General features: G+C 60.3%; 14 protein-coding genes. 7 read left to right on the forward strand and 7 right to left on the reverse strand.

The features are described 5' to 3' along the window. The first annotated feature begins 184 nt into the window (after positions 1-184). Positions 185-856: a DUF3313 domain-containing protein gene (locus tag RHP74_RS13460; RefSeq protein ID WP_102594860.1), complete on the forward strand. Its 672-nt coding sequence runs from the start codon at positions 185-187 to the stop codon at positions 854-856. Between the two features lie 136 nt (positions 857-992). Here RHP74_RS13460 and RHP74_RS13465 read toward each other — a convergent pair whose 3' ends face one another. The 7 genes from RHP74_RS13465 to RHP74_RS13495 form a co-directional block, all read right to left on the reverse strand. Then, positions 993-1,988, reverse strand: coding sequence for a DUF3829 domain-containing protein (locus RHP74_RS13465; protein ID WP_311099909.1), 996 nt, complete (start codon positions 1,986-1,988; stop codon positions 993-995). Next, positions 1,985-3,358: a J domain-containing protein gene (locus tag RHP74_RS13470; RefSeq protein ID WP_311099911.1), complete on the reverse strand. Its 1,374-nt coding sequence runs from the start codon at positions 3,356-3,358 to the stop codon at positions 1,985-1,987. The genes RHP74_RS13465 and RHP74_RS13470 overlap by 4 nt, the downstream gene beginning before the upstream one ends. Before the next feature lie 146 nt (positions 3,359-3,504). After that, positions 3,505-4,533: an HAD family hydrolase gene (locus RHP74_RS13475; protein WP_311099914.1), complete on the reverse strand. Its 1,029-nt coding sequence runs from the start codon at positions 4,531-4,533 to the stop codon at positions 3,505-3,507. Further along, positions 4,530-4,796: a hypothetical protein gene (locus RHP74_RS13480; RefSeq protein ID WP_010459906.1), complete on the reverse strand. Its 267-nt coding sequence runs from the start codon at positions 4,794-4,796 to the stop codon at positions 4,530-4,532. Before RHP74_RS13480 ends, RHP74_RS13475 begins: the two co-directional genes overlap by 4 nt. A gap of 58 nt (positions 4,797-4,854) precedes the next feature. Beyond that, positions 4,855-6,255, reverse strand: a complete 1,401-nt coding sequence (locus tag RHP74_RS13485) for a DUF1254 domain-containing protein (protein ID WP_311099916.1) — start codon at positions 6,253-6,255, stop codon at positions 4,855-4,857. Positions 6,256-6,271: 16 nt separating this feature from the next. Next, on the reverse strand, positions 6,272-6,484 hold the full coding sequence (locus RHP74_RS13490; protein WP_145307337.1) for a hypothetical protein: 213 nt from the start codon (positions 6,482-6,484) through the stop codon (positions 6,272-6,274). A gap of 321 nt (positions 6,485-6,805) precedes the next feature. Then, entirely contained in the window at positions 6,806-7,231 is a 426-nt protein-coding gene (locus tag RHP74_RS13495) for a YciI family protein (protein ID WP_010459909.1), read from the reverse strand. A 462-nt stretch (positions 7,232-7,693) separates the two neighbouring features. On the opposite strand from RHP74_RS13495, the gene tpx reads away from it, so the two are divergent. The 6 genes from tpx to RHP74_RS13525 all read left to right on the forward strand — a co-directional run bounded on the left by tpx (position 7,694) and on the right by RHP74_RS13525 (position 19,945). Further along, on the forward strand, positions 7,694-8,194 hold the full coding sequence (gene tpx, locus RHP74_RS13500; protein WP_010459910.1) for a thiol peroxidase: 501 nt from the start codon (positions 7,694-7,696) through the stop codon (positions 8,192-8,194). Positions 8,195-8,638: 444 nt separating this feature from the next. After that, a complete protein-coding gene (locus tag RHP74_RS13505; RefSeq protein WP_311099920.1) occupies positions 8,639-9,955 on the forward strand; it encodes an MdtA/MuxA family multidrug efflux RND transporter periplasmic adaptor subunit in 1,317 nt (438 codons plus the stop codon). Continuing rightward, positions 9,952-13,056 (forward strand): MdtB/MuxB family multidrug efflux RND transporter permease subunit, encoded by a 3,105-nt coding sequence (locus RHP74_RS13510; RefSeq protein WP_145307331.1) that lies wholly within the window; start codon positions 9,952-9,954, stop codon positions 13,054-13,056. The genes RHP74_RS13505 and RHP74_RS13510 overlap by 4 nt, the downstream gene beginning before the upstream one ends. Then, positions 13,053-16,160, forward strand: coding sequence for an efflux RND transporter permease subunit (locus RHP74_RS13515; protein ID WP_311099923.1), 3,108 nt, complete (start codon positions 13,053-13,055; stop codon positions 16,158-16,160). Before RHP74_RS13510 ends, RHP74_RS13515 begins: the two co-directional genes overlap by 4 nt. Next, the gene (locus RHP74_RS13520; RefSeq protein WP_010459914.1) at positions 16,157-17,638 is read left to right on the forward strand and encodes an efflux transporter outer membrane subunit; all 1,482 of its coding nucleotides are present in this window, start codon (positions 16,157-16,159) and stop codon (positions 17,636-17,638) included. Before RHP74_RS13515 ends, RHP74_RS13520 begins: the two co-directional genes overlap by 4 nt. A gap of 207 nt (positions 17,639-17,845) precedes the next feature. Then, positions 17,846-19,945: a bifunctional diguanylate cyclase/phosphodiesterase gene (locus RHP74_RS13525; RefSeq protein ID WP_221109410.1), complete on the forward strand. Its 2,100-nt coding sequence runs from the start codon at positions 17,846-17,848 to the stop codon at positions 19,943-19,945. The last annotated feature ends 123 nt before the right edge of the window (positions 19,946-20,068 follow it).

Below are 20,068 nucleotides of genomic sequence, written 5' to 3' on the forward strand. Positions count from 1 at the left end.
TCAGGCGTGCGTTGAAGCTTGATGCAGCTTTGCCGGAGGTTCTGTGTCTGTCAAATGGCGCTTGTGAGCCATTGCGCAGCGATAGATAAATAGTGTGCTTTTTGACAACAACACGCTGTGCGTTGGCTATAACTGTAATTCCCGTATGCAATACCGTTGTCGGCCTTCTGACAGGAGTTACAGCATGAAGCTTGCGTTAATGATGGGCACGTTGTGCATTGCCTCGATCGGGGTGGTGGGCTGTGCCAGCAAAGTCGTAGAGCCGGACCAGTATTCAGGTTTTCTCAAGGACTACAGTCAACTCAAGGAAGCCAAGTCACCCTCGGGCGCGACAGTGATGCGCTGGGTCGATCCCAAGCTCGACATCCGTCAATACACCAGCGTCTACATTGAGCCGACCCAGCTCTATCCGAAACCACAACCGACGGTGAAAATCCCCCAGGCGACCCTCAACGGCATCACCGGTTACTACGACCAGGCGCTGAAGCGCGAGGTGGGTAAATCCCTGCCATTGGCCGCAGGTCCTGGCCCGGGCGTGATGGTGGTGCGTGCCGCGATTACGGCGGTAAGCAGCAAGACAGAAGGGCTGAAACCTTATGAAGTGATCCCGATTGCGCTGGTGGCCGCGGCGGTCAGCACGGCCAGCGGTATTCGTGATCAGGAGACCGATCTGGCCACCGAAGCGGTGTTCCTCGATGGCGGCAATAACCATGTGTTAGCCCAGGTCGTGCGCAAGGGCACCGGCAAGCCGCTGGAAAACGAGTCTCAGGTGATGAAGGCCGATGACGTGAAAGGCGTGATTGATGGTTGGGCGTCGGATTTGCATCAGTCTTTTCTAAAGCTTAAGTCCAAGTGATGCGTTGACGGTTGATGGTCGCTTCGCGGGCAAGCCTCGCTCCTACGGTATTGAGTCGTTAGTCAACTTTATGAACGACCTGAACCTGTAGGAGCGAGGCTTGCCCGCGAAGGCGGCCTCAAGAACAACACATCACTCAATACTCAGCACGCGCCAGTCGGTTGTAATGGCTGATCAGCGAATCATATCCACGCGTCACCGCATAAAAATCATCACTCAATCGCTGTGGTTCAGCCTTGTTCTTCCAGTCCTTGTGCAGCGCATTCAAGGCATCCAGATACTTCTGTGTCGGCCTGGCGATGTGCGACCAGAGATAACTGGGTGCTTCGTTACGGTTTTGCGTTTCCTGCATATGGCGTTGGCCGAACTGCTGCAGGTAATCCCAGGCCAATTGCAGTTCAGCGATGGCTTTAGCCAGTGCCTGCGGCGTCAGGGTTCGATTGTTCACGCCCTCGGTTACAAGGTTCAGCGTGTCCCTGGCCTGGATCATGTAGGCCAGCAAATACCAGTGAATGTCCTTGCCCAGGCGCGCTTCGATCAGTTTGAGTTGCTCGCGCCGCTGTTCAAGGTCCAGCGCTTCAACCTGCTGCCTCAGTACCGTTGACGCCGTGAGGTAGTCCTCGGCCCTGGGTCTGAATTGATCGGCAAAGGCGGGCTGCACCTCACTGATGGCGGTCGAAAAACGCGCCTGTCGGTAAAAGGTGATTTGCTGCGTAAAGGGCGTCACTTGCTGTAATGCCTGTGCGTAGGCATCGGCTTTCAACGCCAGTGTTGGGTCGTAGTCCAGCAACTTGAGTTTTTCGCTGATTTTCGGCGAACAGATATCCCTTTGAATGGCGGGCGCATCACGGGCACCGTTGTCGTCGAAATCATGCTGGTTGGCGATCCAGTCTCGCACCGGTTCCGCAGGTTGCTTCGGCGATTTGTACAGTTCGTAGGCGACCCGCCAATGCACGTCGACCCGGTTGATGCAATCGATCATCGGGCTCAGGGCATTGGCCTGCGCGGTGAGCGGAGCGTCGTGTTGATCCAGCCACAAATCGATGCGGGCGACGAATTTCGAAGAGCCGGCCAGCCCCATCAGGATCAGCATCACAAGGGTCGCCACCGGGAACAGCCATTTCGGGTTCATGGCTGTTTCTCCTGGCCGTACCACTGCTCAACAGTGGCCGGTGCGTTGCATTCGCTGGCGGTGGCCGGCATCCGGCTGCACAAGCGTTCGGTCCACTGTTGCAGGCCCTGGTTGCGGTTGACCGTACTTTGGCTTGAGATCACTTTGAACACGCCGAGTACTAAAACCAGGACCAAAATGCCCGCGCCCATCAGGCTGCGTTTGAGCAAGGGGCTGGCATGTTGCCAGGAAACGTGCGGTTTGACCTTCCTTCGGCGTATAAGTCCGACACTCATCAGTGTCGTGATGTAAACGATGCTGCCGACCACGCCATACACGTTGCCAATGCCCGCCGCCATCGCAATGCAGGGAATCAAGTCGCGCAGCACTCCAAACGGCAGGGGCATGAGCGAGGGCGAAAGGCGCACACTCAATCGATCGTCCAGCCACCAAAAGCGATGGGCAACGTGCGCCGTCAGCCAGTTGAGTGCCCATCCGACGACCGCGAATATTACCGACCAGAACACCATGACGCCGATCAATTCGCCCAGACGCGTGCCCAACGGCGCGAACTGAATAAAGGTGCCGACCAGACAGGCCAGGACAATACCCAGGTAAATCGGCCAGCTGTCATAGGTATGTTCCCAGTCACGCCAGAAGAACGGCGTACCGCCGGGCAGGTCTGCGCAGATGTCGGGGTGGTTGGCGTACAACGCAGAGCTCAGCTTTCGACAGTGCACCCAATCGTCTTCGCGCAAGCGTCGGGCCAGGGCTCGGCGCTGACTGAATGGGCCCGGGCCCAGCAGCAAGTGGGCGGCGCGATGCTCTGGCGTGGCAGCGGGTTCTGCGGCGAGGCGTTGTTGCCGGGCCAGAAATATCGGCGCTTCACGACGCTCCGCCAAGCGCTCGCGCTGTAGCGACAGTTCTACAATCAGTTCTTCGTCCAGTTCCAGGCGCTGCCAGAGACTGAACCAGTGAAAGGTTTCCATTGCCCATTCGAGCAGTGTTTCACAGGTCTCGAAGTGTTCGACGCAATGCCTGAGCACGGCGTCTTCCATCACATCGGCCGCGCCATGTTCGAGGGCGGCGGCATAACGTTGTTCGAGCTCGACACGGCTGACACCGTCCAGCGAACGGGTGACACGTTGCAGCGTGTCGACTTCCACCACCGACAGCCCGCTCAGGTCCCACGGGGCATCGTTACCCGAGTCATCCTCGCGCAATTGCTCCCATTCCTTGATGCTCAGCGCTTGCTCATACGCCTCACGCAGACGCTGAAAGCCCTCTGGGTCTTCATCCGGGCGCGTCTGTTTGAGCAGGATTGCGTATTGGCGTTTGATACTGCGTGTATCGGCATCGGCCGGGAGGCCAAGGGTGGTCCAGCAACTCATTGCGTGTGCAACTCCATGAAAACCCGGGACGCGTCCACTAGTGGCAATTTGATTTTGCGCACCCTACCTGTTTCGCGTCGAAAAGTCCTCGGGTCTTACCTTCAGTCACCGACAAACGTTTACTGCAGTCCGGCGTAACGCTTTTTTTATTGCACTTGCTCGGGAGCGGGCGCATCGAACGGATAGATCTGGCGCCATTCGGATGCCATATCCACGATCGTCCAGCCACGGGTTTTGGCTTCGTCCAGGGCGTTGTCCAGACGCCCGATCTGCGATTGACGGTCATAGGCCCATTCGCGCTTGGCGTCGGTGTGGTGCACCAACCCCATGAAGCGTTTGCCCGGCCCGGCGGCGGTCCACTGCAGCATTTGCAGGTCGCCATCGGAGTTGCCGAACGCGAGGATCGGCCGGCGCCCGATCACGGCGTCGATGCTTTCCGGTTTGCCCGGGCCGTCGTCGTTGTGGGCCAGTTTCGGGGTGCGCACGATCGAGGCCTTGCCGTCCTTGAACTGGAACGCGGTGACAAAGGTGGTGCCGATCACTTGCTCGGGTGGAATGCCGTAGACCTCCTCGGCAAAGGCGCGCATGAACGCGGTGTCGCCCCCGGAGACGATGTAGGTCTTGAAGTCCTGGCTGCGCAGGTAATCGAGCATTTCCAGCATCGGCTGGAAGATCATCTCGGTGTACGGCTTGCCGGTTTTCGGATGTTTGGCTTGGCTCAGCCAGGTCTTGGCGTAGTCATCGAAGGCGTCGGTGGTCATGCCGGTGTGGGTGGCGCCGAAAATCTTCAGGATGCCGTCCATACCGGTGGCAGCCAGGGCCTGGTGATCGTTTTCCAGCACGGCTTTGAAGGGCTGGGTGGTTTTCCATTCCGGGTGTTGCGGTGCGGTGCGCTTGACCTCTTCGAGGGCAAACAGCAACTCGAAATACATCGGCTGTTCGCTCCACAACGTGCCGTCATTGTCAAAGACGGCGATGCGGTCCTCGGGTTTGACGAAGTCCTTGCCGGACTGGTCGGTGACAGTCTGGACGAACTCGATGATGCTTTTCTTCGATGGGCCGTCGTTCCACGAGGGCAGGGGTTCGGCTGCCAGGGCCAGCAGCGGCATGCTCAAGACCAGCGCAAACAGAAGCCTCAGCCCATGGCGTCGGCGGGTCGACATCAGGTTTGTCATGGGAAGTCCTTCTCGTGAATAGGGTTGAGTGGGCGCAACGCGTCAGCTGCCGGGGGCGGGTGGTGACAGGTCTGACTATGCAGCGTAGCCAAGGATTTCTTCAGTTGGCGCAACGCCTGATCTTCGGTCGGTTGCCGGCTGTAACAGGCGCGCAACAGGTTTTGCAGGCGCGGGCCGAGGTTGCCCGGTTTCAGGCCCAGGCGGCTGCGTCTGCCCCAGAGGTACAGGGCGCTCAGTTGTGCCGGTTTGCCATCGATCTGCACCGGAGTTTTGCACCAGGTGTGTCGGTCGGGGTGCTCCTGCGGTCGACGGAGTGGGAATTCATGGTTTAGCCGGCACGGGGGTTAGCGGCGGAATTTTCCACTGGCCGCTGGTGACTTCCGGTTTTGGCAGGTACAGGCGCAACGCCCCAAAGAACGGGCCTTCAGGCGCAGGCAGCCAGTTGCTTTGCAGGTCCTTGGCCGGTGCACTGTTTTGCAGATAAAGGGTCAAGCCACCGTCGGTGTCGGGCTTGAGATCGGGCAGCATTCGCGAGTTGATCAGGTAGCGGTTCAACGGGTTGGCCACCAGCAACTTGTTCTTGCTGTCGTACATCGTCAGCGACCAGAACGCATCGGCCGGGGGCAGGGCGCCTTTGTCGAAATGCAGGGTGTAATCGTGTTTCGAGGCGTCGAGCGGCTTGCCGTCCTTGTCGACGAAATAGCCGATGTAATTGGCCTCTTCGGCCGAGTTGCCGAAAATCCCCAGGTTGGCGCCAGCGTAGCGGTACAGGTAATTGCCCTTGAGGTGATCGCGGGTGCCGTAGAAATCGCCGCTGGTGACCTCGTGAGTATCGACTTTGTCTTTCTTGAATCGGGCGAATTCGGCCTTGGCATCACTGATACCGTCTTCCAGGGCCTGGCGTTGTTCTGCGGTGAAGTCGTGCAGGTTGAAAGGCTCGCCGGCCTCGATGCCGATGGTCTTGAAGCGCGCGAGCAAGTCCTTTTCCGCATCCTGCGCCGGGGCGAAGGCCAGCATGAAGTTAAGGTAGCGGAACAGATCAGGGGTATCGCTCATGGTCGGGGTGGGTTTGGGCCAGGCAATCTTCGGCGCGGCGGGTGGGGCCTTCTGCTTGACGTAGTGGCTCAGCGTTTCGACCTTGTAGCCTTTCTGAATCTTCTTGACCTGGGCCAGGTCCTTTTCATCGAACAGCTGCGTGCGATACAGGGCGTAGGCGATGTGGGTTTCGCTGCGCAGCAGTCGATCCATTTTTACTGGTTGCTGACCCTGCCAATTGGGGCCGGCGACCATGAAATGCCCGCCGTTGTTGCCCGTACTGCGGGTGCCCAGGTACGCAAAGTTTTGCGTGTAGGCGTCGATCAATTGCACTGAGTAGTAACGGTGCCCGTCGATGGGCGGCAAAGTCAGCACCACTGGTTCGGCGCGCAGGTCCATCCACACAAAGGAGTAGGGCGTGTCGGCGTTGGGTGTGACGAACGCGGTGTCCTTGGCGGTGAACGCCTTCGCGGTGTTGCCGATCCGGTTGAACGGCGCCTTGAAGTTCGCGCTCTTTGTGTCAACCGCTTGGGAGTAGAGGGTTTTGTACATCTCCACCACCGGAAATCCGTACAGGTAGGCTTCCTTGGCGATGCCCCGGGCGTCTTCGGGAGTAGCAGTGAAGTCGGCCCAGGCGCTGGTGCTCAGGGCGAGCGAGAGCGCGGTGAGCAACAGGCGGTTAGTCATAGTGAACCCTTGGGCGTCATTTCACCGCTGTGACGGCGTCGAGTACCGGACGGGATGGGGGGGCGATCGCCATAGAGCCCGTGTAGAAACAAAGGATCGCTTCTTGGGCCGGCAGACTGTTTTCCAGCGCAGCCTTGCGGATTTGGGTATCGAGGTCCTGGGCACCGACGCCGCAACTGACGAACATGGTCATCAGGCTGTAGCCGGCCAAGCGAATTGCACAGTGCATACGAGACTCCTATTTACCGAAAGGCAGTTGTGTCGCGGTTGCCACTGCTGCGTAATCTCTTTCCTATCAAGCCTGTATGACATGTTTGTTGAAGTTAGCAGCTAACGTCGGATTCGCCAGCCGGACGGGGGCTTTGGATGTTTGTTCAGGTTTTCGGTATTTTTTGTGCATTGAAATTGAATGCAAACCTGAGGCTTGGGTGATGTGGCAGAAAAGCCATCGCGGGCAAGCCTGGCACCTGCAAGAGAACGCGGTGTGGTGATCGACTTGCCCGAGAAAAGTGTTGATGAGGTGGCGCTGGACGCTTAACCCCTGCAATGTTCAGCGCTTTTTCATCTGCTCGCGTATCCGTTCTTCCTGCTCACGCAGTTGCGGAGTGAATTCCTCGCCGAAATCTTCCGCTCCGTATATAGGGCGGATCTCGATCTCCGCTTCGGTGCCCGGCATCGGATTGGGGCAGCGTTTGACCCACTCGATCGCTTCCTCTTTCGACTTGACCTCCCAAATCCAGTAACCGGCGATCAGCTCTTTGGTTTCGGCGAACGGGCCGTCGATGACCGTGCGTTTTTCGCCGGAGAAACGCACACGGGCGCCTTTGCTGCTCGGTTGCAGGCCGTCGCAGTCGATGAGGATGCCGGCTTTGGTCAGTTCCTCGTTGTAATTGCCCATCGCAGTCATCAGTTCCTCGGTGGGCAGCACACCGGCCTCGGAGTCCGGGCTGGCTTTCACAATGATCATGAATCGCATGTTTTTAACTCCGCTGGAGGGTGGGTGATTCACTGTCTAGTCGAATGGGCGTGAGCCGAATCGACAGGCAATGTGTGAAATGTAGAGGCGGTGGCTGCCTTTCATCTTGAACGCCGGGTGAAGGCGGGAGAGGGCGGTACGCTGTACACCGGCTGCACGAACTGTTCGGCTGTCGGTGGTGCGTTGATATGCTGAGGTTGCTGAGACGGTGGGCGCGCATCCGACCCTGTAGACGGTCGCCTGCTCACGATAGCGAACCGACATTCAAAATGAATATCGACGAATACACCGTTATCGCGAGCAGGCTCGCTCCTACAGGTTTCTGTGTCGTTTGGAAGAGTTGTATCCAGTTTAGGGGGCGACACTTCACAATTTGTATCCGGGCATAGGTCGTCGGCCCATTTCGTGGTTAACTTCGGCCTCTTCAAAATTCTCCACAACAACGTCAGAAGGACTCCGTTCATGGCTCAAGTCACTCTTAAAGGCTCCCCGGTTCAAGTCAACGGCCAACTGCCACAAGCCGGTTCCAAGGCGCCAGCCTTTTCCCTGGTTGCCGGCAATCTGTCCGACGTGACCCTGGCGAACTTCGCCGGCAAGCGCAAAGTGCTGAACATCTTCCCAAGCGTCGACACCCCGACCTGCGCCACTTCGGTACGCAAGTTCAACGCCCAGGCCAACGACATCGCCAACACCGTGGTGCTGTGCATCTCCGCTGACCTGCCGTTCGCTCAAGCTCGCTTCTGCGGCGCCGAAGGCCTGGAAAACGTACAGAACCTGTCGACTCTGCGCGGTGCCGAGTTCATCGAGAACTACGGCGTGGCCATCGCTGACGGCCCGCTCAAAGGCCTGACCGCCCGTGCCGTCGTGGTACTGGACGAAAACGACAACGTTCTGCACAGCGAACTGGTCAAGGAAATTGCTGAAGAACCGAACTACGAAGCGGCACTCGCCGTTCTGAAATAAGGTTACTTTTACAATTGTTAACGGCCTGAGGGGGCGTTCTCAGTTAATTTCCCCGCCGCGTTGTCGCCTTAAAGCGGGCCAGGCAAGGCGCAGGCCGCTGGGAATGGTTGTTCCCTTTCCAAGGCCTGCAACGCAGGCTGGCCCGCTTTAAGGCACAACCCGAAGGGCCGGGCCTGCTGTTGTGCAGGGCTGCGTTGCTCGAAGCTTATTTGGAATGACCAAACCACGCTTCTCGCGCCTTGGCCTGCACAACAGCAGACCCGGCGCGGCGGGGTAATCAGCTGAGAACGCCCCCTCTGTCCAGGCCGTTTTCATTTGTGCTTCAGTGTCTTAGATAAATCTCCTGTTACGTAAGCCGAAGGTAAATTGCCGGTAAAGGCGCTTTGCTTAATACCCACCAGTGCTTATCGTTCAGCCTCCTGTAGAAAGAAGCTCACGCGCCCAATGGTTGATCATTCCATGCAATCCTCCGCTTCCCGTAATCCTCGTCGCTGGCTGCTCGGCCTGCTTGTCCTGTTGGTCATCGCTGGCCTGTGCTGGAAATTCTGGCCCGCCGGCACTGCCAATAAGGACGGTGCTGCGCCGAAAGCCGTGGCCGGCCAAACCGGCAAATCGGGGGGGATGCGTCCTGGCTTCGGCGGGGCGACCGGACCGATCCCGGTGCGCGTGGCGCCGGCGGTCAAGGGTGATTTTCCGCTGTACTACAAGGCGCTGGGCACCGTCACCGCGTTGAACACCATCAATGTGCGCAGTCGGGTTGGCGGCGAACTGATGAAGATTTCCTTCGAAGAAGGGCAGATGGTCAAGGCCGGCGACCTGCTGGCTGAAATCGATCCGCGCCCTTACCAGAACGCCTTGCTCCAGGCCGAAGGCACGCTGCTGCAGAACCAGGCACAACTGAAAAACGCGCAGGTCGACGTCGAGCGTTATCGCGGCCTGTTCAAGGAAGACAGCATCGCCAAGCAAACCCTGGACACCGCCGAAGCACTGGTCGCCCAGTACCAGGGCACGGTCAAGACCAATCAGGCGGCGGTCAACGACGCCAAGCTCAATCTCGAATTCACCAGGATCCGCGCCCCGATAACCGGGCGCGTGGGCCTGCGGCAGCTGGACGTCGGCAACCTGGTGGCGGCCAACGACACCACGGCGCTGGCGATCATCACCCAGACCCAGCCGATCAGCGTCGCCTTCACCTTGCCGGAAAACAGCCTCGACATCGTCCTGGCACGCTACCGCACCGGCGCCAAATTGCCGGCCGAAGCCTGGGACCGTGGTGACACCAAGTTGCAGGCCACCGGTATGTTGCAGAGCCTGGACAACCAGATCGACGTGACCACCGGCACCCTGAAATTCAAGGCACGCTACGATAACCGTGATCAGGCGCTATTCCCCAATCAGTTCGTCAACGTCCACCTGCTGGCCGACACCTTGAAAGACGTGGTGCTCGCGCCATCGGCGGCGATTCAGTTCGGCACTAACGGCACCTTCGTCTACGCCATGGACGGTGACAAGAAAGTCGCGATCCGCCAGTTGAAAGTCGGTGCCAGTGACGGTGAAAACACGGTGATTACCGAAGGCCTGGCGCCTGGGGACCGTGTGGTCCTCGAAGGCACTGACCGCCTGAAGGAAGGCAGCGAAGTGGAGGTGGTCAACGACACCAAGGACGTGCCGACCACCCCGACCGGGCACCTGCAAGGCAAGTCGGCAGCCAGCTCGGCTGAGCCGGCGACCACCGACAAGGCGAAAAAGGGCGGCGCATGAACATCTCGCGGCTGTTCATCCTTCGCCCGGTCGCCACCACGCTGAGCATGCTGGCCATTATCCTGGCCGGCGTGATTGCTTATCGGCTAATGCCGGTGTCGGCATTGCCTCAGGTGGATTACCCGACCATCCGCGTCATGACGCTGTATCCCGGCGCCAGCCCGGATGTCATGACCAGCGCCGTGACCGCGCCGCTGGAGCGTCAGTTCGGGCAGATGCCCGGCCTGACTCAGATGGCGTCGACCAGTTCCGGTGGCGCGTCGGTGCTGACCCTGCGTTTCAGCCTCGACATCAACATGGACGTCGCCGAACAGCAGGTGCAGGCCGCGATCAACGCTGCGACCAATCTGCTGCCCAAGGACCTGCCGGCACCGCCGGTGTACAACAAGGTCAACCCGGCGGACACCCCGGTGCTGACCCTGGCCATCACCTCCAAAACCATGCTGTTGCCCAAGCTTAACGACTTGGTCGATACCCGCATGGCGCAGAAAATCGCCCAGATCAGCGGCGTCGGCATGGTCAGCATTGCCGGCGGCCAGCGCCAGGCGGTACGGATCAAGGTCAACCCGGAGGCGTTGGCGGCCAATGGCTTGAACCTGTCGGATGTGCGCACCCTGATCGGCGCGTCCAACGTCAACCAGCCCAAGGGCAACTTCGACGGCCCGACCCGGGTCTCGATGCTCGATGCCAACGACCAGCTGACGTCGCCGAAAGACTATGCCAACCTGATTTTGGCCTACGCCAATGGTGCGCCGCTGCGCCTCAAGGACGTGGCCGAGATTGTCGACGGCGCCGAGAACGAACGCCTGGCGGCGTGGGCCAATGAAAACCAGGCGGTGTTGCTGAACATTCAGCGTCAGCCCGGCGCGAACGTTATCGAGGTGGTCGACCGTATCAAGGCCTTGCTGCCGAGCATCACCGACAACCTGCCGGCCGGCCTCGACGTCACGGTCCTCACCGACCGCACCCAGACCATCCGCGCCTCCGTCACCGACGTGCAGCACGAATTGCTGATCGCCATCGCGCTGGTGGTCATGGTCACGTTTCTGTTCCTGCGCCGGTTCAGCGCCACGATCATTCCGTCGGTGGCCGTGCCACTGTCGTTGATCGGCACATTCGGCGTGATGTACCTCGCCGGTTTCTCGGTCAACAACCTGACCTTGATGGCCCTGACCATCGCCACCGGTTTCGTGGTGGACGATGCGATCGTGATGTTGGAGAACATTTCCCGGTTTATCGAAGAAGGGGACAGTCCCCTTAATGCGGCGCTGAAGGGCGCCAAGCAGATCGGCTTTACCCTGATTTCTCTGACCCTGTCTTTGATCGCGGTACTGATCCCGCTATTGTTCATGGCGGACGTGGTGGGGCGCTTGTTCCGCGAATTCGCCATCACCTTGGCGGTGGCGATCCTGATTTCCCTGGTCGTGTCGCTGACCCTGACGCCGATGATGTGCGCACGGTTGTTGAAACGTGAACCCAAGGAAGAAGAACAGGGCCGTTTCTACCGGGCCAGCGGCGCGACAATTGATTGGATGATCGCGGCTTACGGCCGCAAGTTAAAGTGGGTTCTCAAGCATCAACCGCTGACATTGATGGTAGCCATCGGCACCCTGGCGCTGACGGTGTTCCTGTATTTGATCGTGCCCAAGGGCTTTTTTCCGGTGCAGGACACGGGCGTTATCCAGGGCATTTCCGAGGCGCCGCAGTCGATTTCCTTTGCCGCGATGAGCGAGCGGCAGCAGGAACTGGCCAAGGTGATCCTGGCCGATCCGGCGGTGGAGAGCCTGTCGTCCTACATCGGTGTCGACGGCGACAACTCGACGCTCAACAGCGGTCGCCTGCTGATCAACCTCAAGTCCCACAGCAACCGCGACCTGAGCGCCACCGAAGTGATCGCCCGTCTGCAACCGGAACTGGACAAGCTGGTCGGCATTCGCCTGTTCATGCAGCCGGTGCAGGACTTGACCATTGAAGACCGTGTCAGCCGCACGCAATACCAGTTCAGCATGTCGTCGCCAGATTCCGAGTTGCTCAGTCTGTGGAGCGGTCGTCTGGTGGACGCACTGACGCAACGCCCGGAGTTGACCGACGTCGCCAGCGACTTGCAGGACAAGGGCTTGCAGGTCTATCTGGTGATTGACCGCGATGCAGCGTCGCGGGTCGGCGTATCGGTGTCGAACATCACCGATGCGCTGTACGACGCCTTCGGCCAGCGGCAGATTTCCACCATTTACACCCAGGCCAGCCAGTACCGCGTGGTGCTGCAATCGCAGTCCGGCGAGAAGATCGGCCCGGATGCGTTGAACCAGATTCACGTCAAGACCACCGACGGCGGGCAAGTACGCCTGTCCAGCCTGGCGCGCATCGAGGAGCGTCAGGCGCAACTGGCGATCACTCACATCGGCCAATTCCCGGCCGTGATGATGTCCTTCAACCTCGCACCCGGCGTGGCGCTGGGGCACGCGGTGGAAATCATCGAACAAGTGCAGAAAGACATCGGCATGCCGATTGGCGTGCAGACCCAGTTCCAGGGTGCCGCCGAGGCATTCCAGGCATCGTTGTCGAGCACCTTGCTGTTGATTCTGGCGGCGGTGGTGACCATGTACATCGTGCTCGGCGTGCTCTACGAGAGCTACATCCACCCGATCACCATTCTCTCGACCTTGCCCTCGGCGGCGGTCGGCGCCTTGCTGGCGTTGTTGTTGAGCGGCAATGACCTGGGCATGATCGCGATCATCGGCATCATTCTGCTGATCGGCATCGTGAAAAAGAACGCGATCATGATGATCGACTTCGCCCTCGACGCCGAGCGCAATCAGGGCATGGACCCGGAAACCGCGATTTATCAAGCGGCGCTGCTGCGTTTCAGGCCCATCCTGATGACTACCCTGGCGGCATTGTTTGGTGCGGTGCCGTTGATGCTGGCCACCGGTTCCGGCGCTGAATTGCGCCAGCCGTTGGGCCTGGTGATGGTTGGCGGTTTGCTGCTGAGTCAGGTGCTGACGTTGTTCACCACGCCGGTGATCTACCTGTATTTCGACCGTCTCGGTCGGCGCTGGGGTCGCAAGTCTGAAGCCGCGGAAGCGGTAGAGCAGCCATGAACCTGTCCGGACCTTTCATCAAGCGGCCGGTCGCGACCATGCTGCTGAGCCTAGCGATCATGCTGCTGGGCGGCGTGAGCTTCGGCCTGTTGCCGGTGTCGCCGTTGCCGCAGATGGATTTCCCGGTGATCGTGGTCCAGGCCAGCTTGCCCGGCGCCAGCCCTGAGGTTATGGCCTCGACCGTGGCCACGCCGCTGGAACGCTCCTTCGGCGCCATCGCCGGCGTCAACACCATGAGCAGCCGCTCCAGCCAGGGCTCGACCCGGGTGATTTTGCAGTTCGACCTCGACCGCGACATCAACGGTGCGGCCCGGGAAGTGCAAGCGGCCATCAACGCCTCGCGCAACCTGCTGCCGAGCGGGATGCGCAGCATGCCGACCTATAAGAAGGTCAACCCGTCCCAGGCGCCGATCATGGTGCTGTCGCTGACCTCCGACGTGCTGGAAAAAGGCCAGCTCTATGATTTGGCCTCGACGATCCTGTCCCAGAGCCTGTCCCAGGTGCAGGGCGTCGGTGAGGTGCAGATCGGCGGCAGCTCCCTGCCGGCGGTGCGCATCGAACTCGAACCCCAGGCGCTCAACCAGTACGGCGTGGCCCTGGACGATGTGCGCAACACCATCGCCAATGCCAACGTGCGCCGGCCCAAGGGCTCGGTCGAAGACGGCCAGCGGCTGTGGCAGGTGCAGGCCAACGATCAACTGGAGAAAGCCAAGGATTACGAATCGCTGATCATCCACTACGCCGACGGCGCGGCATTGCGCCTGAAAGACGTGGCCAAGGTCAGCGATGGCGTCGAGGACCGCTACAACAGCGGCTTCTTCAACAATGACGCGGCGGTGCTGCTGGTGATCAACCGCCAGGCCGGTGCGAACATCATCGAGACGGTCAACGAAATCAAGGCTCAGCTGCCGGCGTTGCAGGCGGTGCTGCCGGCCAGCGTCAAGCTGAACCTGGCGATGGACCGCTCGCCGGTGATCAAGGCGACGTTGCACGAAGCGGAAATGACCCTGCTGATCGCCGTGGCGCTGGTGATTCTGGTGGTGTTCCTGTTCCTCGGTAACTTCCGCGCCTCACTGATTCCGACCCTGGCGGTGCCGGTGTCGCTGGTCGGCACGTTTGCGGTGATGTACCTGTACGGGTTCTCCCTGAACAACCTGTCGCTGATGGCGCTGATCCTGGCCACCGGGCTGGTGGTGGACGACGCCATCGTGGTGCTGGAGAACATTTCCCGGCACATCGATGAAGGCGTGCCGCCGATGAAGGCCGCCTACCTCGGCGCTGAGGAAGTCGGCTTCACGTTGCTGTCGATGAACGTCTCGCTGGTGGCGGTGTTCCTGTCGATCCTGTTCATGGGCGGGATTGTCGAAAGCCTGTTCCGCGAGTTTTCCATCACCTTGGCGGCGTCCATTGTGGTCTCGCTGGTGGTCTCGCTGACGCTGACGCCGATGCTCTGCGCCCGTTGGCTCAAGCCGCACACGCCGGGGCAGGAAAACCGTTTGCAGCGCTGGAGCCAGCGGGCCAACGAGTGGATGGTCGGCAAATACGCCACCAGCCTCGACTGGGTGCTGCGTCACCGCCGGCTGACCTTGCTCAGCCTGATCGTGACAGTCGGCGTTAACATTGCGTTGTATGTCGTTGTTCCTAAAACGTTTATGCCGCAACAAGATACCGGCCAGCTCATCGGTTTCGTGCGCGGCGACGACGGTCTGTCGTTCAGCGTCATGCAGCCAAAAATGGAAACGTTCCGCCGTGCCGTGCTCAAGGACGATGCGGTGCAAAGCGTCGCCGGGTTCATCGGCGGCACCAGCGGCACCAACAACGCCTTCATGCTGGTGCGCTTGAAGCCGATCAAGGAACGCAACATTTCCGCGCAGAAAGTCATCGAGCGCCTGCGCAAGGAAATGCCCAAGGTCCCTGGTGCGCAGTTGATGCTGATGGCGGACCAGGACTTGCAGTTCGGCGGGGGGCGTGAACAGACCACGGCGCAGTATTCCTACATCTTGCAAAGCGGTGATCTGGGCGCATTGCGCCAGTGGTACCCGAAAGTCGTCGCCGCTTTGAAAGCGTTGCCAGAGTTGACGGCGATCGATGCCCGTGAAGGTCGGGGCGCCCAGCAAGTGACGCTGATCGTCGACCGCGATCAGGCGAAACGCTTGGGGGTCGACATGGACATGGTCACCTCGGTGTTGAACAACGCCTACAGCCAGCGGCAGATCTCGACGATTTACGACAGCCTCAACCAATACCAGGTGGTGATGGAGGTCAATCCGAAATACGCCCAGGACCCGATCACGCTCAAGCAGGTGCAAGTGATCACCGCCGACGGTGCGCGGATTCCGCTGTCGACCATCGCGCACTATGAAAACAGTCTGGAAGATGACCGGGTCAGCCATGAAGGCCAGTTCGCCTCCGAAAGCATTGCCTTCGACATGGCGGAAGGCGTCACGGTGGAGCAGGGCAGCGCCGCCATCGAGCGCGCAGTTGCCAAGGTGGGCCTGCCGGAAGATGTCATTGCGAAAATGGCCGGCACCGCCGATGCCTTCGCCGCCACCCAGAAGAGCCAGCCGTGGATGATTCTCGGCGCGCTGGTGGCGGTCTATCTGGTGCTGGGCGTGCTGTATGAAAGCTACATTCATCCGCTGACGATTTTGTCGACATTGCCGTCAGCCGGGGTTGGCGCGTTGCTGTCGATCTACGCGCTGGGCGGCGAGTTCAGCCTGATTTCGTTGCTCGGGCTGTTCCTGCTGATCGGCGTGGTCAAGAAAAACGCCATCCTGATGATCGACCTCGCGCTGCAACTGGAGCGCCAGCAGGGCCTGGCGCCGCTGGAGTCGATTCGCAGTGCCTGTCTGCAACGTCTGCGGCCGATTCTGATGACCACCCTGGCGGCGATCCTCGGCGCGTTGCCGCTGCTGTTGGGCCGTGCCGAAGGCGCGGAAATGCGTCAGCCGCTGGGCCTGACCATCATCGGCGGGCTGATTTTCAGCCAGGTGCTGACCCTTTACACCACCCCGGTGGTTTACCTCTATCTCGACAAACTGCGCCATCGCTTCAACAAATGGCGTGGCGTGCGTACCGATGCTGCTCTGGAAACTCCGCTATGACTGACCGTTCGCTTATCAATCTGGCCACGCCACTGGCAGCCGCCCGGGGCTCGCGTTTGTTGAGCCTGGCGCTGTGCGTGGCGATGCTCAGCGCTTGCGCTGTCGGCCCGGACTACCAGCGCCCGCCAGCCGCCGCGCCGGTGCAATACAAGGAAGCCGCCGGCTGGCGTCAGGCCAGCCCGAGTGATTCACTGGCCCGTGGTGCCTGGTGGGAGTTGTATGGCGATCAGCAGCTCAACGGCCTGATCGAAAAACTCAACCGCTCCAACCAGACTGTCGCCCAGTCTGAAGCCCAGTACCGTCAGGCCCAAGCCTTGGTGCGCAGTGCCCGGGGCGCGTTTTTTCCGACGGTGGACCTTACAGTCGGGAAAAATCGTTCCAGCCAGGGCACCGGCAGCAGCAGTTCGAGCCTGACCAGTTCCTCCAGCGGGATTCGCGACACCTACACTGCGCAGGCCGGGGTCAGTTGGGAGGCGGATATCTGGGGCAAATTGCGTCGGGGCCTGGAAGCCGACACCGCCAACGCCGAAGCCAGCTTCGCCGACCTGGCAGCGATGCGCCTGAGCCAGCAATCGGAGCTGGTGCAGAACTACCTGCAATTGCGGGTGATCGACGAACAGAAACGCCTGTTGGAAGCGACCGTCGAGGCCTATCAGCGCTCGCTGAAAATGACCGAAAACCAGTACCGCGCCGGTGTCTCCGGCAAGGACGCGGTGGCCCAGGCGCAGACCCAGCTTAAAAGCACCCAGGCGGACATGGTCGACCTGATCTGGCAGCGTGCCCAGTTCGAGAACGCCATCGCCGTGCTGATCGGGCTACCACCCGCCGAGTTCAGCCTGGCCGAAACCAAGACCATCCCGGCATTGCCTGAAGTGCCGCTGGGCCTGCCGTCGCAGCTGCTCGAGCGTCGCCCGGACATCGCTTCCGCCGAGCGTTCGGTGATGGCGGCCAACGCCAACATCGGCGTGGCCAAGGCCGCCTACTACCCGGACCTGACCCTGAGCCTGAACGGCGGTTACAGCAGCAGCACCTATGCCAACTGGATCAGCGTGCCGAACCGCTTCTGGTCGGTAGGGCCGCAACTGGCCATGACCCTGTTTGATGGCGGCCAGCGTTCGGCCGAGGTCGATCGCAGTGAAGCGGCCTACGACGAAACGGTCGCCAAGTACCGCCAGACCGTGCTCGATGGTTTCCGCGAGGTGGAAAACTATCTGGTGCAGCTCAAGGTGCTGGAAGACGAAGCCGGCGTGCGCCAGGAAGCACTGGATGCTGCGCGTGAATCCCTGCGGTTGACGCGAAATCAATACAAGGCCGGATTGATTGCTTACCTGGACGTGGTAGTCATCCAGGCCACGGCGTTGAATAACGAACGTAACGTGTTGAGTCTGTTACAGAGCCGCTTGATCGCCAGTGTGCAGTTGATTGCAGCGCTGGGCGGTGGTTGGGACGGGGCGCTTCAAGTCAGCGAGAACAAATAGCCCTGACACCCAACCCCTTTGTTGATCGTTCCCACGCAGAGCCTGAGAACGATCAACTTGAACCTTTGGGGCGATCAAACAAACGTTTCATCGGGTTGATGGCCATTTGATTACTTTGTCAGTGCGTTCTTTTGCGCAATCAGTACAATCGCCCGATTTGCCCTGCCGAGAACGGAAGCAGTACGGGGGGCGATCGCGAGAAGTCACATGCTCATCGGTAGCTATTCCCCCACACTCGTAATCATTTCGCTCTGTGTAGCGATTCTCGCCTCCTATACCGCGCTCGACCTGACCGAACGCATTGCCACCGCCAAGGGCCGTGCCGTGTTCCTTTGGACCGCGGGCGGCGCCTTTGCCATGGGCGTGGGCGTGTGGTCTATGCACTTTATCGGCATGCTCGCGTTCACCTTGCCCATCGATCTGGGGTACGACTTCAGCCTTACGTCCCTGTCGCTGCTGACCGCGATCCTGTCCTGCGGTTTTGCCCTGTGGCTGGTCAGTCAGCCCCGGTTGCCGTCCTGGCAACTGGCGTTCGGTGCTCTGATCATGGGCGCCGGGATCAGTGCGATGCATTACACCGGCATGGCCGCCATGCGCATGCAGCCGGGCATCGATTACGACCCGACGCTGTTTGGTGCATCGCTGCTCATCGCCGTCGGTGCTTCCGGCGCCGCGTTATGGATCGCCTTCCGCCTGCGCCAGCACACGCCGTATGTGGGCCTGTTTCGCGCCGGTGCGGCGGTGATCATGGGCCTGGCCATCGTCGGCATGCATTACACCGGAATGGCGGCGGCACGCTTCCCGGACGGCAGTTTCTGTGGCGCCGCCCTCAGCGGCTTGAACGGCAAAGGCCTCGACAACCTGGTGCTGATCACCACGCTTGCGGTATTGAGCATCGCCTTGTTGACCTCGGTTCTCGATGCGCGTCTTGAAGCCCGCACCGCGGATCTTGCGCGCTCGTTGACGCAAGCCAATCGCGAACTGACCCAACTGGCCCTGCACGACACCCTGACCGGGTTGCCCAATCGCATGTTGCTGGCCGACCGTATCGAACAGGCCATGTCCAAGGTTCAGGAGCAGGGCGGTTGCTTTGCGCTGATGTTTATCGACCTCGACGGCTTCAAACCGGTCAACGATGCCTTCGGCCACCACATGGGCGATCAGTTGTTGCGCGAGGTCGGTTTACGTCTGCGCGAAGACATGCGCAGTCAGGACACCTTGGCGCGGATCGGCGGCGATGAATTCGTCCTGCTGGTACGCCTCAGCGAGCCAAATGACGCGCTGAACGTCGCCGCGCGGCAGGTCGGGCTGATCGGCAGTTCGTTCCGGGTCGCCGAGCAAGACCTGCAGATTTCCGCCAGCCTTGGCATCGCGCTGTACCCGGGCAACGGCCAGACCGCCCAGGAATTGCTGATGAACGCCGACGCTGCGATGTACCACGCCAAGGGCGCCGGGAAAAACGGCTACAGCTTCTTCGACGCCTCGATGAACAGCAACGCGCGTAAACAGCTGCAACTGCTCCAGGATTTGCGCAATGCCCTCGATCAGCAGCAGTTCAGCCTCTATTACCAACCCAAGTTCGACGCCAGCAATGGTCGTCCGGTGGGTGCTGAGGCGTTGCTGCGTTGGGAGCATCCGACCCAGGGCATGCTGCTGCCGGACAAGTTTATCGAGCTGGCGGAAAGGACCGGGCTGATCATTCCCATTGGTGAATGGGTGCTGAACGAAGCCTGCCGCCAGATGCGCGAGTGGTACGTGCTCGGCTACACCGACTGGCGCATTGCGGTGAACCTCTCGGCGTTGCAGTTCTGCCATACGGGCCTGGTCAAGAGCGTCTCCAACGCCTTGGCCCGGCATCAGTTGCCGGCCAATAGCCTGACCCTTGAAATCACCGAAACCACCGCCATGAGCGATGCCGATGCGAGCATGACGGTGCTTCAGGAACTTTCGGAAATGGGCGTCGATCTGTCCATCGATGACTTCGGCACGGGTTATTCGAGCTTGATGTACCTCAAGCGCCTGCCGGCCAATGAGCTGAAGATCGACCGCGGTTTTGTCCGCGATCTGGAACACGACAGTGACGACGCCGCCATCGTGTCCGCCATCGTCGCGCTCGGCCAGGCGCTGGGTTTGCGCATTGTCGCCGAAGGCGTCGAGACCGGTGTCCAGCAAGACTTCCTGACCAAACTCGGTTGCGATTCGTTGCAGGGCTACCTGCTCGGGCACCCGCTGCCGGCGGATCGCTTCATGGCCGACATCGTCCGTGGTGAACGATGGGTGCCTGTGGCCGCTGTCGAGCCTGCCTGATCGTGAGGGGGACGGCGTCTACAGAGACCCCAATGCACACAGCGTTGGCGAGTTCAGTTGATGTGAGTCCATGCAAAAGCCGGCAATGGAGGTTATTCTTGCCCCCGATTGCTTACGCGTGAA

This window comes from Pseudomonas sp. SG20052 (assembly GCF_031766055.1).
Lineage (GTDB): Bacteria > Pseudomonadota > Gammaproteobacteria > Pseudomonadales > Pseudomonadaceae > Aquipseudomonas > Aquipseudomonas mandelii.

Excerpts from the sequence above, each read along its gene's own strand:
- RHP74_RS13460 (WP_102594860.1), top strand. The coding sequence starts at position 185 with ATGAAGCTTGCGTTAATGATGGGCACGTTGTGCATTGCCTCGATCGGG.
- RHP74_RS13465 (WP_311099909.1), bottom strand. The coding sequence starts at position 1,988 with ATGAACCCGAAATGGCTGTTCCCGGTGGCGACCCTTGTGATGCTGATC.
- RHP74_RS13470 (WP_311099911.1), bottom strand. The coding sequence starts at position 3,358 with ATGAGTTGCTGGACCACCCTTGGCCTCCCGGCCGATGCCGATACACGC.
- RHP74_RS13475 (WP_311099914.1), bottom strand. The coding sequence starts at position 4,533 with ATGACAAACCTGATGTCGACCCGCCGACGCCATGGGCTGAGGCTTCTG.
- RHP74_RS13485 (WP_311099916.1), bottom strand. The coding sequence starts at position 6,255 with ATGACTAACCGCCTGTTGCTCACCGCGCTCTCGCTCGCCCTGAGCACC.
- RHP74_RS13490 (WP_145307337.1), bottom strand. The coding sequence starts at position 6,484 with ATGCACTGTGCAATTCGCTTGGCCGGCTACAGCCTGATGACCATGTTC.
- RHP74_RS13495 (WP_010459909.1), bottom strand. The coding sequence starts at position 7,231 with ATGCGATTCATGATCATTGTGAAAGCCAGCCCGGACTCCGAGGCCGGT.
- tpx (WP_010459910.1), top strand. The coding sequence starts at position 7,694 with ATGGCTCAAGTCACTCTTAAAGGCTCCCCGGTTCAAGTCAACGGCCAA.
- RHP74_RS13505 (WP_311099920.1), top strand. The coding sequence starts at position 8,639 with ATGGTTGATCATTCCATGCAATCCTCCGCTTCCCGTAATCCTCGTCGC.
- RHP74_RS13510 (WP_145307331.1), top strand. The coding sequence starts at position 9,952 with ATGAACATCTCGCGGCTGTTCATCCTTCGCCCGGTCGCCACCACGCTG.
- RHP74_RS13515 (WP_311099923.1), top strand. The coding sequence starts at position 13,053 with ATGAACCTGTCCGGACCTTTCATCAAGCGGCCGGTCGCGACCATGCTG.
- RHP74_RS13520 (WP_010459914.1), top strand. The coding sequence starts at position 16,157 with ATGACTGACCGTTCGCTTATCAATCTGGCCACGCCACTGGCAGCCGCC.
- RHP74_RS13525 (WP_221109410.1), top strand. The coding sequence starts at position 17,846 with ATGCTCATCGGTAGCTATTCCCCCACACTCGTAATCATTTCGCTCTGT.